This window comes from Mycoplasmopsis columbina (genome assembly GCF_900660685.1).
Classification (GTDB): domain Bacteria; phylum Bacillota_I; class Bacilli_A; order Mycoplasmatales; family Metamycoplasmataceae; genus Mycoplasmopsis; species Mycoplasmopsis columbina.
In genome coordinates this window covers 534,115-548,977 of the sequence record NZ_LR215041.1, presented here as the reverse complement: position 1 = coordinate 548,977, position 14,863 = coordinate 534,115, and the positions used below count along the sequence as shown (strand labels likewise).

The following is a 14,863-nucleotide window of genomic DNA, read 5'->3' as shown; positions in this document are numbered from 1 at the left end:
GAAATCATAAAAGATTTCTAATTTTCTAACATTTTTCTAAGGTAAATACCAGTAAAACTATTTTCGTTTTTAGCAACCTGTTCAGGAGTTCCACTTGCGACAATCTGTCCACCATTAATACCACCTTCTGGTCCTAAATCAATAATGTAATCAGCGCATTTAATCACATCTAAATTATGTTCAATAACTAAAACCGTGTCACCGTTATCTACAATACGATTTAAAACATTCAATAAATTAGCAACGTCATATGAATGCAATCCAGTAGTTGGTTCATCAAGAACAAATAATGTTTTTCCAGTTGGTTTCTTTTGTAAATAAGTTGCTAATTTTACTCTTTGGGCTTCACCACCTGAAAGGGTTGTTGAAGATTGTCCAAGTTTAATATATCCTAAACCAACATCTTGTAAAGTTTTTAATTTAGTCACTATTTGTTGACGCATTTGGAAAAATTCAATAGCTTCATCAACGGTCATATTCAAAATATCAGATATGTTTTTATTATGATATTTGATTTCCAATGTTTCACGATTGTATCTTGCTCCATCACATTCATCACAAGTTATGTACACATCTGGTAAAAAATGCATTTCAATTTTAATTGAACCATCACCTTGACATTTTTCACATCTTCCACCAGAAATATTAAATGAAAAGCGTGCTTTTTGATATGCTCTTGCTCTTGATTCTTCTGTGGAAGCAAAAATATCACGAATGTCATCAAATACAGAAGTATATGTTGCTGGATTAGAACGAGGTGTTCTACCAATTGGAGATTGAGAAACAGGAATAACCTTATCAATAGCTTTTAAATTTTTAAAAGATTTAAATTTGCCAACTTTGATGTTTTGTGCTGTTTTAGAGAGAGATTTAGTCAATCCATTAACTAAAATTTCATTAATTAAAGTACTTTTTCCAGAACCACTTAATCCAGTAACGGCAATAAATTTACCAAGAGGAATAGAAACATTAACATTTTTTAAGTTATTTTCAGCAGCACCGATAATTTCCAAAACTTGCCCATTTCCGCTTCTTCTTGATGAAGGAATTTCAATTTTTCTCTCCCCACTTAAAAATTGTCCTGTAAGAGATTCTTTAGCATTTTTTACGTCTTCAACACTTCCAATTGCAACAACTTCACCACCATTAATTCCTGCTTTTGGACCAATGTCAACAATAAAATCAGCAGCTTTGATTGTGTCTTCGTCATGTTCAACAACAATCAAAGTATTACCAATATCTACCATATTTTTTAAAGTGGCAATTAAACGGTCATTATCACGTTGGTGTAGACCAATCGAAGGTTCATCTAAAACATATAAAACACCAGTTAAATTAGATCCTATTTGTGTTGCTAATTTAATTCTTTGACTTTCACCACCACTAAGTGTTTCAGCATTTCTATTAAGTGTTAAATAATTAAGTCCTACATTTTGTAAAAATGATAAGCGATTAACTAATTCAGTAGTAATTAAGGTTGATATGGCAGTTTCTTCTTCAGTTAAATTTAAATTGAGAAGAGTTTTTAAAGCATCTTCAACACTCATTGAAACAAAGTCATAAATGTTAAAACCGTGAACTTTTACAGCTAAAGCATATTTATTTAATCTAGTCCCATTACAATGTTTACATGTAAAAGTACCCATGAATTTTTTTAATCATTCTCTAATTTTTTCGCTTGAAGTTTCAATATATTGTCTTTCGATTTTGTTTAATATACCTTCAATAAATTTAGTTCTCCTAATTTTATTACCATTAACTGAAACAAGAACAAATTCAATTTCTTCTTTTGATCCGTATTTAACTATATCTAAGTCTTCTTTAGACAAATCTTCAATTGGAGTATTAAGATCAATATTGTAGTACTTACACAAAATTTCAAACTCCTGTCATTCTAAATTTTGTGTACCAACAGTGTTTTCAAAAATCTTAATTCCACCTTGATTAATTGATCTTCAAGGTTCTTGTACCAATGAATCAAAATCAGCTTTTAAATCAACACCTAAACCTTTACAATGTGAGCACATTCCAAAAGGTGAATTAAATGAAAATAGACGAGTTTCAATCTTAGGCATTTCAAAATCTTTATAAATACATGAGTGTAATTTTGAAAAAGTTTTAATAATACCATCAGTTGTTTCAACTTTAATTAAACCTTTACTGTATTCTAAACCGACATTGATTGCTTCAGAAATTCGATTGTAATTTTCTTCATTTAAAACTAAACGATCAACAACTATATCAATAGTATGTTTAATATTTTTTTCAAGAACAATAGGTTCGTCTAAATTCAAAATTTGTCCATCAACTTTAATTCTAATAAAACCTTCTCTTTTTAATTTTTCAATTAAATTCGCAAAAGTTCCTTTTTCACCATCAACAACAGGCGAGAGAATGTAAAGTTTGCTATCCTGGGGAAGTTGATAAATTGATTTGATAATATCTTTGTTAGTTTGTGAAGTAATTTCAATATCATGATTTGGACAAAATGGTTTTCCAATTCTGGCAAAAAGAAGTCTAAAATAGTCATAAATTTCAGTTACTGTTCCAACAGTTGAACGAGGATTGTTATGAGTTGTTTTTTGTTCAATTGAAATTGAAGGACTAAGTCCATCAATTGAATCAACGTCAGGTTTACTTGTACCACCTAAAAACATTCTTGCATAGCTTCCTAAACTATCTACATATCTTCTTCTTCCTTCTTCATAAATAGTATTAAAAGCTAAAGAAGACTTCCCACTACCAGAAAGTCCTGTAAAAACAATTAATTTATTTTTTGGAAGAGTAAGAGAAATGTTCTTTAAGTTATTTTCTCTAGCTCCTTTGATAATAATTTCTTCTTTACTTGACATTTATAACCCTTTCTAGTTTCCAGCTTCTAAATCAAAGATCATATCTCTTAATTCAATTGCTCTTTCATAATCTAGTTCTTTTGAAGCCTGATTCATTTGTTTTCTTAATTCAGCTAAAATTTCTTCTTTTGAGAGTGACGTTTTTTCTTTTTTGTCCTTGGCATTTAAAAATAATTGAATGTCATTAATTAATTGATCACTTCCCTGAATTGGTTCGGGAATTGGTTTTTGAATTGTTTGCGGAATAATTCCGTGTTTTTCATTATAAGCAATTTGAATTTTTCTTTTGTATTCGTTGTCTTCAATTGTTTCTTGCATACTTTTGGTAATTTTATCAGCGTAAAAAATTACTCTTCCATTCGCATTTCTTGCTGCCCGTCCAGCAATTTGAATTAAACTGCTTGTAGATCTTAAAAATCCTTCTTTATCTGCATCTAATACTATAATTAAGCTTACTTCGGGTAAATCAATACCTTCTCTTAGCAAGTTAATTCCAATGACTGTATCATAAATACCGCTTCTTAGTTTTCTTAAAATATTATTTCTTTCAAATGTTTTGTGTTCTGAATGAATGTAGGCAATTTTTTCATTTTTTTGTAAGAAATAACGAGTTAGTTCTTCTGCTAAACGTTTTGTGGTAGTTAAAATTAAAGTTTTTTCGCCTTTTGTTTTTTGCTTTTGTAATTCATCATAGATGTCTTCAACTTGACCTTTAGTTGGTTTAACTTCAATTTTTGGATCTAAAAGACCAGTGGGACGAATATAAAGAGGTGTAATTACTCCATAAGTTTTATCTAGTTCATATTGTGCTGGTGTTGCTGAAATATAGATAGTTTGAAAATCAAAACATTCTTCAAATTCTTCAAAACGTAATGGTCTATTATCTAGAGCACTAGGTAACCTAAAACCAAATTCTACGAGTGTTTCTTTTCTTGCTCTATCTCCACGATACATTGCAGCTAACTGTGGAAGCATCATGTGAGATTCATCAATAATGACAAGTGGATTTTTACCTTTAAAATAGTCTAATAAGGTGTAAGGTCTTTCGCCTGGATTTCTTCTATCCATATATAAAGCGTAATTTTCAATTCCTGGACAAACTCCAAATTGATCTAAAGAGTCAATATCTTTTTTTGTTCTTTCTTCAATTCTTTGTGCTTCAAGAAGTTTGTTATTACTTTCAAAATATTTAACTCTTTCAACCATTTCATGATAAATTTTTTGACATGCTTCTTGAATAATATCTTTTGAAACAGTATAAGCTTGAGCAGGAAAAATTGTTCGTTGTTTAACTTTTTCTAAAATATCTTTAGTTGTTGGATGAATGATTGCAATGCCATCAATTTCATCTCCAAAAAATTCAATTCTAATCAAATAATTTTCATCATCCGCCGGTCTAATAAAAACAATGTCTCCTTTAGAACTAAAAGATCCTAAAGGTTGATCTACTTCATTTCTTTGATATTGTAAAATAACAAGTTTTCTCAAAAATTCTTGTCTACTAATTTGCATTCCAACATGAATATCTCAAAAATTGTCTTTATATTCTTGAGGATTTAAAGCACCATAAATAGCTGAAACTGAAGCAACAACAATAGTGTCATTTCTTGTTAAAACTGAATTGACGGACGACATTCTCATTGCATCTAATTCTGCATTAGTTTGTGAAACTTTTTCACTGTATGAATCGCTAGCAACATGATAGTACTCAGGACGATAGTAATCGAAGTAGGAAACAAAATATTCAACTTTGTTATTAGGAAAAAAACCTTTCAGTTCACTATAAAGTTGTGAAGCTAAAGTTTTATTGTGCGAAAGAACTAAAACCGGTCTATTAAAATGTTTTATAACATTAGCAATTGTAAAAGTTTTACCAGACCCAGTAATTCCTTTTAAAACTTGGAATTTTTCACCATTTTCTATATTTGCAATCAACTCAGCAATAGCTTGTGGTTGATCTCCTGCTGGTTGATATTTCGAAACTAATTCATATTTATTCATAAAATTAATTATATTAATATCTAATATTTTCAATATTAATTAAAAATATAAAAATAAAACTCTGAATTCATAAACAGAGGATCTTATTTTATATATGAGGATTAATTTTATATTTTAAAAGCTTTGAATTTTCAGTTTTAAAATTAGGCATCATGAATTCACATTCTTTTTTAAAAGCGGTGCTATGATTTCGATGTTTATTATGTGCTAATTCATGAACAATGATAGTCTCAATGATCGAAGGTTCTAAAAAAACTAAATTAATATTATATTTAATAGTTATTTGCTTATTTCCATTAACGTGATGCACTATATTTTCGGCTCAAAAGGATTTTATTCGATGAACAATTTTGGTTTCGTTAACAACCAAGTCAAATTTTTGACAATAAAAATCTTGAATTCTTTTTATAAATTCAAATAATTTTTCATTAAGTATTTTTAAAACAGTTTTTTTAATTTTTGTATTTTCATCATCTTTGCACTTTAAATAGAAAATTATTTTCTTTTTTTCTGGGTCATGATGCATAAAATTTAGTTTAGTTTGAAAATAGAATTGTACTTCATTTTCAATTCCCAAAAATGATAGTTTAGTAAGAGATTTGTCAAAAGAATAATCAAAAATCATTTGATTAACTAAATTTGGTTTTGGAGCAGGTTTATCCAAAACTTTAAGTGCTAAATTTGCTAAATCGTGCTTTAAAAAAGTTTCAATAGTAATTTTTTGTGGTGCAATAACTACGAAATAGAAATATCCGCTTTTAACTGATTTTACAATTTTTACTGAAAAAGTATCTGTTGCTTTGCTTATCTTTTGATAGACGTGATAAGGTATGCCATCAATTTCTATTGTTCCAATAAAATTATCACTATTTGTCATTTTTAGTGTTTATAATCTTCCCAAATTTTTTAATGTCTTTTAGTGATGCAGTTCTATGATCATTTAGAATTTGAACAATAGCTTTTCTAGTATCTAAAACAATATCTAATTCTTCATGCATATCGCCCAAAACATCTTTAATTAAGTCTTTTATTTCATTTTCGTTTGCAATCAATGATCAATCTTGTAAATCATCTATATCATATGTTGTATTTTCTGGCAGAACTAAAAGTGAAAAAACCGGAACTTTAAAACCTAAAAGTCTATAAAAGTGTTGAATATGCTTCAAATTTTGTGTAAAAGGATTTTTAAATTTAGTTTCTTTTTTACCTTTAATTAGATTTATTTCAGTTGATAAGCAACTTCCTTGTAAATGGCCAATATAATATTTTGTTTCAATAATAAAAACTACTTTGTTAGTAATTAATATTCCGTCTAAATCAAAATGCTGATTACTAGCATATTTAAAAAGACCGCCTTCAACAAATTTATATTTTTCTTCTTTAGCTAAATTTTTAAAATTAGCTTTAATTTTTTCTTCAAAAAGAAAGCCGACTGAATTTTTCTTATTCTTTTTATATTTTTGAATAAAAAATGAAGTGAAAAAAGAAATAAGTAAAATACTCATTCCAATAATCCCAAAAATAATTCCCAATTTCATTTCTAAACTCATATTATTTGTAATTATAAAGATTATTTATTTGATATTGTTTTTTAAAATTATTTTTTCAACTTTTAGTACTTTCATACCCCTATTTATAGTACCATATACATATAAATAATTTTTAATTCAGGAGTAAAAAGAAAAATGCAAGAAAAAAAAGCAATAAGAGTTCTATCCGTTAATGGTTCTGTTAATGCAGAATCTTTATCATGAGCAGCAAATTTAACACTTGTTGATTATTTGTTGGAAAATAGAGAAAAATCACATTTAAAATTTCTTGATTTAAATGATTCGCCTTTTGCAAAAAAATCATTAAATGCAAAGAATTTTCAAAAATTTTTCTCAGATGGTGATTCTGATGAATTCATTGATTTATTAAAAAACACAGATGTTTTAATTATTTCATCACCAATGATTAATTTTAACTATTCTTCTTTAGTTAAAAACTTTTTAGATGCAGTGTGTGTAGCTGACAAAACTTTCTCATATAAATATGCAAAACAAGGCGGATCAATAGGATTATTAGATCACTTACAAGTTATCATTATTGGAACACAAGGTGCACCAAAAGGATGATATGAATTTGGGGATCATGTGCGTGCATTAGAAGGAACTTTTAACTTTTTAGGTGCAAAACAAATTGATTCATTACTGATTGCAGGTACAAAAGTAGAACCTCTAAAATCACTTACTCAAAAACAAATTTTAGAACAATATAAAGATCAATTATTAGCTTTAGCTAACAAAGTTCAATAATAGCAAATAAAATAGGTGTTTGGCATCTATTTTTATTTGCTCTGGCGCATTAATATATATAATTAAATTGAAGAATTAACTATTTTTTCTAATAGTTTTTTTATGCGCTTATTTTAATTAACAATAGGAGAAAACCATGAGCAAAACAAACTTTGATTCAAAAAAATATTTAGACAAAATTCATGCTTGATGAAGAGCAGCTAATTATCTTTCAGTTGGACAAATGTATTTAAAAAACAATCCTCTTTTACAAGAACCCTTAAAAGATGAAGATATTAAAATTTATCCAATTGGTCACTGAGGAACTATTCCTGGACAAAATTTGATTTATGCACATTTAAATCGTGTGATAAATAAATATGATTTAAATATGTTCTATATTGAGGGACCTGGACACGGAGGTCAAGTTATGATTTCAAACTCATATCTTGATGGTTCATATACAGAGTTATTTCCCGAAATTACACAAGATTTAGCGGGATTAAACAAAATGTTTAAGCGCTTTTCATTTCCTGGAGGAACTGCTTCACATGCTGCGCCAGAAACACCAGGTTCAATTCATGAGGGTGGTGAATTAGGTTATGCGCTTTCACATGCTACTGGGGCAATTTTAGATAATCCAGATGTAATTGCTGCAACTGTAATTGGTGATGGAGAGGCTGAAACAGGACCATTAATGGCTGGATGGTATTCATCATCATTTATTAATCCTGTTAATGATGGTGCAGTTTTACCAATCTTACATATTAATGGTGGAAAAATTTCTAATCCAACAATTTTGGCAAGAAAAACTGATAAAGAGATTAAACAACTTTTAGCAGGTTTTGGTTGAGAAGCGATTTTTGTTGAAGCTGATGTTTTTAGACCAGAAGCAATTCATCTTTCAATGGCAAAAGCATTTGACAAAGCAATAGAAAAAATCCAAAGAATTCAAAGAGAAGCGAGAGCAAATTCTGCAAATCATGCAAAACGTCCTATTTGACCTGCATTAGTTGTTAGAACACCAAAAGGATGAACATGTCCTCATAAAATTGATGACAAAGTTTATGAAGGAAGTTTTAGATCTCATCAAGTTCCACTTGCTGTTTCATCAGAAAACACCACTAAAAAAGCTGATTTAGTAAATTGATTAGAATCATATAAACCAAGAGAATTATTTAATCAAGATGGATCATTTAAAGCTCATTACGCCGAAATTGCTCCAAAAGGCAATAAACGTATGGCAATGAATCCAATTACCAACGGTGGAATTAATCCAAAAAATTTAGATTTACCAAATTGAGAACAATTTGCTATAGACTTTGACAAACCTGGTGCAATTAAAGCTCAAGATATGGTTAGCGCAGGTACATGATTTGCAGATGTTATTAAAAGAAACCCTACTAATTTTAGAATTTTCGGACCTGATGAAACTAAATCAAACAGATTATTTGATGTTTTAAAAACAACAAATAGACAATGATTAGAAAGAGTTGACTATGATTTAGACGAAAACATTGGTCCAGCAGGAAGAGTAATAGATTCGCAATTATCTGAACATCAAGCTGAAGGATTTTTAGAAGGTTATGTTTTAACAGGCCGTCACGGAATGTTTGCTTCATATGAATCATTCTTGAGAGTTGTTGATTCAATGTTAACTCAACATATGAAATGAGTTGCAAAAGCTAAAAAAGTGCATTGAAGAAATGATTATCCTTCTTTAAATGTAATTGCAACTTCTACTGCTTTCCAACAAGATCACAATGGTTATACTCATCAAGATCCAGGTATTTTAGGTCATTTGGCAGATAAAAAACCAGAATTAATTAGAGAATACTTACCAGCAGATTCTAATACTTTACTTGCTGTTTTAGATAAAGCGTTTAAAGAAAGAGATGTAATTAATTTAATTGTTGCTTCAAAACAACCAAGAGAACAATGATTTAGTCCTAGAGAAGCTAATATTCTTGTTAAAAATGGTTTAAAAGTTATTTCATGAGCTTCAACATGTACTTTAGAAGAAGAACCAGATTTGGTTGTTGCAGCAGCAGGAACTGAACCAACTTTAGAAGCACTAGCTGCAATTTCATATTTAAATGAAAAATTCCCTACTCTTAAAATAAGATTTGTAAATGTTGTTGATTTATTAAAACTTCGTCATCCTTCAATTGATCCTCGTGGATTAAGTAACTATGAGTTTGATTCAATTTTTACCAAAGACAAACCAATTCTTTTTGCTTTCCACGGTTATGAAGCTTTAATTAGAGATATTTTCTTCTTAAGAAATAATCATAATTTACACATTCATGGTTATAGAGAAAACGGTGATATTACAACTTCATTCGATATTCGTTTAATGAGCGAAATGGATAGATTCCATATGGCTCAAACCGCAGCAAAAGCAGTTCTAGGTTATGATAAAGCTAAATCATTTGTTGATAAAATGCAAGATAAAATTGATCAACATAATGCATATATTAAAGAACATGGAATTGACATGGATGAAGTAAGATATTGAACTTGAAAAGGTTTAAACAAATAATATGATTTAACACAACGAAAGTTGTGTTTTTTCTTACTTCAAAAGTAGTAAAAATGATTTTGCGATTTGAAATTTGTTTCTAAAAAGACTATTTTACAAGTAAATCAGAATTATAAAAATTGTCTAATTAAGATTAAAATTCCTATTCTTTTAAAAAACACAAACAGTTTAGAATTCTATTTTTTATTTAAATCATACACACTTAAAAAAACGATGAATTAGATTATATTTTTATGTGTAATAAATAGATAAATGTGTGAATTTTTGTAATATTCTTTAAAACGCAATTTTGTGAATTAAAAGTTTTGCTGTATTTTCATTTTTAATAATTGAAATTTAAAAATGTTAAAATAAATTAATATAGATAAAAATAAAAAAATAGGAAAAAAGAATATATGAAAATTGATAATTTGTTAGATAGCTATGCAAAAAATAAAATTGATGAAATACATGAACAATATAAAACTTTAGATATTACATCAACATGTTCCTGAACACCAAATAATACATTAGTTCATATTGCAGCTTTAGCTGCAGATGCAAAAGGACTAGAAATATTACTACAACGAGACGCAGACATAAATGCAAAAAACACATATGGTGATGGCCCAATTCATTTACTTTTAAAAAATGAAGAAAGAAAATCACTAGATAAAATCAAAGAATGTTTAGAAGTTTTATTTAATCATGGGGTAAGTTTGATAAGAAAAAATTCACAAGGACAAACTCCATTGCACATTGCTGCTGAAAAAGGAATGCAAGAATGTGTTGAGTTGCTTTGTAAAAAAGGTGCAAAAGTCAACGTAAAAGATTTAAACGGAAATACTCCATTGAATTTAGTTGTTTCTAGATATGGAGTTTTTAGTGAAAAATATAATTATGATAAAGTTGCAAAGATTTTAATAAACAATGAAGCAAACATAAATGAGAAAAATGACTATGGTGAAAGTCCTTTAGAATTTGCTCTAAAATATTTATCAAATAGCACTTTATTAGCTGTTTTAAAGGGTGATTCGTCATTGAGCATTTTTGATTTAATTAAAATGAAAAATTATCAAGAATTAACAAAATTTTTAAAACAAGGAGTTGATGTAAATATTTTTTCTGATCAAGATGATAATACTTTTGGTATTTCGCCTTTAAGTTACGCAATTAATTTTTTTGATTATGAAAGCGCCAAAATTTTAATAGAAAATGGTGCAGATGTTAATTTGACGAATTCGAAAGGTGAAAATTGTTTAAGCAACATATTCAGAAGAGAAAATGCTATGAATTTTACTTTTGACACTGTTGAAAACAAATATTTGGAAAAAATTTTGGTTATTCTTCATGAAAATAATTTTAATTTTGATGCTGTATTAGATGAAGACGGAAGCACACCTTTAATTAGTGCATGCAAATTTATTCCTTTTGCAACATCATACAATTCATCAAGTGTTCCAAGTGTTGTTCTAGATTATTTACTAAGAAAAAATATAAATACTAATGCAGTTGATTATAATGGAAAAAGTGCTTTAATGTATTTGGTTGAACATGGGAATGAATATCAAACTGAATACTTGTATGCATTATTAGAAAAAAATGCACGATTGGATTTAATTGATGAACAAGGTAACACCGCGCTCATTTATGCATGTAAAAAAACGAAAAATTATCTTGCTTTTGAATATTCACAGATAATTACAGAATTTGATAATTATCTTCTTAATCATGTTAACAATGAACAAGAAAACGCATTGTCGATTGCAGTAAAAAATAATAATGAAAAATTAGTTAACTTACTAATTTCAAAATAGGAGAGAATTATGGATATTAGTCAGATTTTTTTAAATGCTTGTCAAAAAGGGCAAAAAGCAGTAATTCTTACTTTTATCAATAAAGGTGGAATTAATTTAAATAAAAGAGATCAGGATGGCAATACTCCTTTAATTTATGCAGCTTATAAAGGATTTAAAGATGTAGTAAAGCTTTTACTTGAAAAAGAAGCTGATCCATTTATTTTTAACAATAAAAGTATAAGTGCCTTGCATGCTGCTGCTGATGGTTCAAATAAGGAAGTTATTGATCTTTTAATTGAAGCAGGGTTAGATGTCAATTTAACTGATGACGAAGGCAAAACACCATTAATGTATTCAATAATGTCAAAAAGAACAGAAACCGCTAAACATTTATTATTAAAATATAATGCCGATACTTCAATTAAGGACAATAGTGGGCACAAAGCTCTTGATTATATTACTACTTTTGGTTTAAAAGATTTAATGCAATTTGTTTCTCAAGATTTAAATGAAAAAGATGATTTTGGAAATAATCCACTTCATCAAGCAGTATTTAATAATAACTTGGAAATAGTTAAAAAATTATTAGAAAACAAATTAGATATTGACGCTTTAAATGATGAAGACGAAAGTGCTTTATCTATAGCATGTTTAAATAACAATTTGATTTTGGCAAAAATTCTTTTAGACAATGGCGCAAATCCAAATTTAAAATTACTTGATGGCTGTTTTGCTCTTCATTTTGCCGCTAATGCAAACAACCAATATATTGTCAAAGAGTTAATTGAAAAAGGAGCAGAAATTGATGCTCAAAATGATTATGGAACAACAGCTTTAATGATTGCTGCTCAAAAAGGTTATAATGATGTTGCTGCCATTTTAATTGAAAATGGAGCAAATGTAACAATAACTGATAACTTCCAACAAAACGCTCTATATTATGCAACACAAGGCGGCTTTAGTGAAATTGTTGAATTAATAGTTGCTAAAATGTAAAATGGTTTTTGACCATTTTTTTATTGCAATAAAAAAATGTTTGAAAAATTTCAAACATTAAATTTATTTAACTAATGAATTGGTAATTTCTACCAATTTTTTAGTAATTTTATAGTCACCAATAGTATGTGCTGCTTTTTTAATAATAAAAAGTTGTGAATTTAACATTTTTTGATGCAATTCATATGCACTTGATGGACGACAATCCAAGTCATATTCACCATGAACAATAAAAGTTTCAATATGTTGAATAATTTTGATGTTATCCAAAATATAATTTTCAGGAATAAAAGTTTTATTATAAAAATAATAATTTTCTAGTAAAGAAATTTCAGCATTTCCTTTTTTATCATTTTCATCAAAGTTCATTTGATTAATAGAAACAAGTGATGTTTCTCATCTTGATCATTCTCTAAATGCTATTTCTTTTTCTTTTTCTGTTCCATAATTCATTATTTTATAGTATGATTCAACGATATTATTTCTTTCTTCGCTACTTAAAATTGATGTAAATTTTGCAAATTCAATTGGCTTCATATATGATGCACCCTCTTGATACAATCAATCTACATCACTTTGTCTAGCTAAGAAAATTCCTCTTAGTATCATTTTTGAAACATTGTTTGGGTATTTTAAAGCATATAAAAGACTTAAAGTTGAACCTCATGATCCACCAAAAAGAATTCATTCTTTGATGTTTAAAAAAACTCTTAAATTTTCAATATCTTCAACTAATTTATTAGAATTATTATTTTTTAAACTAAGCGAAGGTTGAGATTTTCCGCATCCTCTTTGATCAAATACAACTATTTTATAGTACTCTGGGTTAAAAAATCTTCTTGAATTTTTACTGGTTCCTCCGCCTGGTCCACCATGAATATATAATATTGGAACTCCGTGAGGATTTCCACTTATTTCATAATAAATTTGGTGACCATCTTTTGTATCATAAAATCCTTTTTCATAAGGTTCAATCTCAGGATATAAATATTTTTCATATGTTTTCATAAGCATATTATAAAAAAATAATGGAGCTTTTTCCATTATTTAATTAAATTGTAAAATGATTTTTCAGCTTTAAATTGTGCAGATTCGCCCAATTCTTCTTCAATTTGTAATAATCTGTTATATTTTGCAATTCTATCGCTTCTTGATAAAGAACCTGTTTTGATTTGTCCTGTGCTTAGAGCTACAGCTAAGTCTGCAATAGTTGAATCTTCAGTTTCTCCTGAACGATGACTTACAACAGCTGTCATATTGTTAATTTGTGCTAATTGAATTGCATCAATAGTTTCAGTTAAAGTACCAATTTGATTAAGTTTAATTAAAATTGAATTCATTGCTTTTTCATTAATTGCTTTCTCAAGCAATTTTGGATTAGTAACAGTTAAATCATCCCCAACAATTTGAACTTTGTTTCCAAATTTTGCAGTAAATTTAACAAATCCATCTCAATCATTCTCTGCAAATCCATCTTCAATTGAAATAATAGGATATTTGTTAACAAGTGATTGATAATAATCTAGTAATTCATCTGTTGTAAATGAAAGTTTTTGTTTTTGTAAGTGTTCAAAACCAGGTTTATTATTGTCTATAGCTTCTTTAAGTTTTTTAAAAGTATAAATTCCTGTTTCTTCATTATAAATTTCACTTGCTGCAGCATCAATTGCAATTGCAATTGCGTTTTCGCCACTTGTTGAAGGAGTATAACCAGCTTTTTCAATGGCCTCAATTAAATAATCTAAAATTTCTTCATGACTATGAGCGTTTGGAGCAAATCCACCTTCATCTCCTACTTGAGTGCCATGCCCGTTATTTTTTAGTATTTTTGCTAAAGTGTGAAAAACTTTATTTGCCATTTGCAATGCTTCTCTAAAAGTTTTAGCTCCTAGTGGCATGATCATGAATTCTTGGAAATCAACAGTATTAGATGCGTGTGCACCACCATTTAAAACATTCAACATTGGTAAAGGAAGTAATGAAGCATTAACACCTCCTAAATATTTATAAAGAGGCATTTTCAATTCATTTGCAGCAGCGCGAGCAACTGCTAGACTAATTCCTAAAATTGCGTTAGCTCCATATTTATTTTTATTAGGTGTGCCGTCTAGTTGTATTAATGTTTGATCGATTTCCCTCTGATTAAAAACGTCAAATTTTCAGTTAACTAAATACTGTCCTAGAATTTGAGCATTTTTTACAGCATTCATAACACCTTTTCCGCCAAATCAATTGGTTTCAAATTCACTGCCTTTATCTCTCAATTCTAACGCTTCTTTTGATCCAGTTGAAGCACCAGAAGGAACATTTGCTATTCCATGACCTCCATTTGCTGTAAAAACTTCAACTTGAACGGTTGGATTACCTCTTGAGTCAAGAATTTCTCTTGTTAAAATTTTTGTAATTGCTGACATAAAA

Annotated in this window: 10 protein-coding genes; 4 read left to right on the top strand and 6 right to left on the bottom strand. The window is 28.5% G+C overall.

All coding sequences use genetic code 4. The features are described 5' to 3' along the window. Window positions 1–17 precede the first annotated feature (17 nt). From uvrA to EXC37_RS02215, 4 genes are all read right to left on the bottom strand, one after another. The gene (uvrA, locus tag EXC37_RS02230) at window positions 18–2,852 is read right to left on the bottom strand and encodes an excinuclease ABC subunit UvrA (RefSeq protein WP_029891820.1); all 2,835 of its coding nucleotides are present in this window, start codon (window positions 2,850–2,852) and stop codon (window positions 18–20) included. Between the two features lie 12 nt (window positions 2,853–2,864). Continuing rightward, window positions 2,865–4,853: an excinuclease ABC subunit UvrB gene (uvrB, locus tag EXC37_RS02225; RefSeq protein ID WP_029891819.1), complete on the bottom strand. Its 1,989-nt coding sequence runs from the start codon at window positions 4,851–4,853 to the stop codon at window positions 2,865–2,867. An 88-nt stretch (window positions 4,854–4,941) separates the two neighbouring features. Then, entirely contained in the window at window positions 4,942–5,730 is a 789-nt protein-coding gene (locus EXC37_RS02220) for a YgjP-like metallopeptidase domain-containing protein (RefSeq protein WP_029891818.1), read from the bottom strand. Next, a complete protein-coding gene (locus tag EXC37_RS02215) occupies window positions 5,720–6,403 on the bottom strand; it encodes a nuclease-related domain-containing protein (RefSeq protein ID WP_081840312.1) in 684 nt (227 codons plus the stop codon). The genes EXC37_RS02220 and EXC37_RS02215 overlap by 11 nt, the downstream gene beginning before the upstream one ends. Before the next feature lie 135 nt (window positions 6,404–6,538). Between EXC37_RS02215 and EXC37_RS02210 the strand changes: the two genes are divergently transcribed. From EXC37_RS02210 to EXC37_RS02195, 4 genes are all read left to right on the top strand, one after another. Beyond that, on the top strand, window positions 6,539–7,150 hold the full coding sequence (locus EXC37_RS02210) for an FMN-dependent NADH-azoreductase (RefSeq protein ID WP_006608735.1): 612 nt from the start codon (window positions 6,539–6,541) through the stop codon (window positions 7,148–7,150). 136 nt (window positions 7,151–7,286) lie between these two features. Continuing rightward, window positions 7,287–9,671 carry a phosphoketolase family protein gene (locus EXC37_RS02205; protein ID WP_029891816.1) on the top strand — a complete coding sequence of 795 codons (2,385 nt, stop codon included), beginning with the start codon at window positions 7,287–7,289 and terminating at the stop codon, window positions 9,669–9,671. 395 nt (window positions 9,672–10,066) lie between these two features. After that, window positions 10,067–11,467, top strand: a complete 1,401-nt coding sequence (locus EXC37_RS02200; protein ID WP_029891815.1) for an ankyrin repeat domain-containing protein — start codon at window positions 10,067–10,069, stop codon at window positions 11,465–11,467. A 9-nt stretch (window positions 11,468–11,476) separates the two neighbouring features. Next, window positions 11,477–12,445, top strand: coding sequence for an ankyrin repeat domain-containing protein (locus EXC37_RS02195; RefSeq protein WP_006608732.1), 969 nt, complete (start codon window positions 11,477–11,479; stop codon window positions 12,443–12,445). A gap of 63 nt (window positions 12,446–12,508) precedes the next feature. On the opposite strand, the gene pip is transcribed toward EXC37_RS02195, so the two are convergent. Together pip and eno are read right to left on the bottom strand one after the other, a co-directional pair. Continuing rightward, the gene (gene pip / locus EXC37_RS02190) at window positions 12,509–13,453 is read right to left on the bottom strand and encodes a prolyl aminopeptidase (protein WP_029891814.1); all 945 of its coding nucleotides are present in this window, start codon (window positions 13,451–13,453) and stop codon (window positions 12,509–12,511) included. Window positions 13,454–13,488: 35 nt separating this feature from the next. Then, complete coding sequence (gene eno / locus EXC37_RS02185) at window positions 13,489–14,859, bottom strand: phosphopyruvate hydratase (RefSeq protein WP_029891813.1); 1,371 nt, start codon at window positions 14,857–14,859, stop codon at window positions 13,489–13,491. Between the last annotated feature and the right edge of the window lie 4 nt (window positions 14,860–14,863).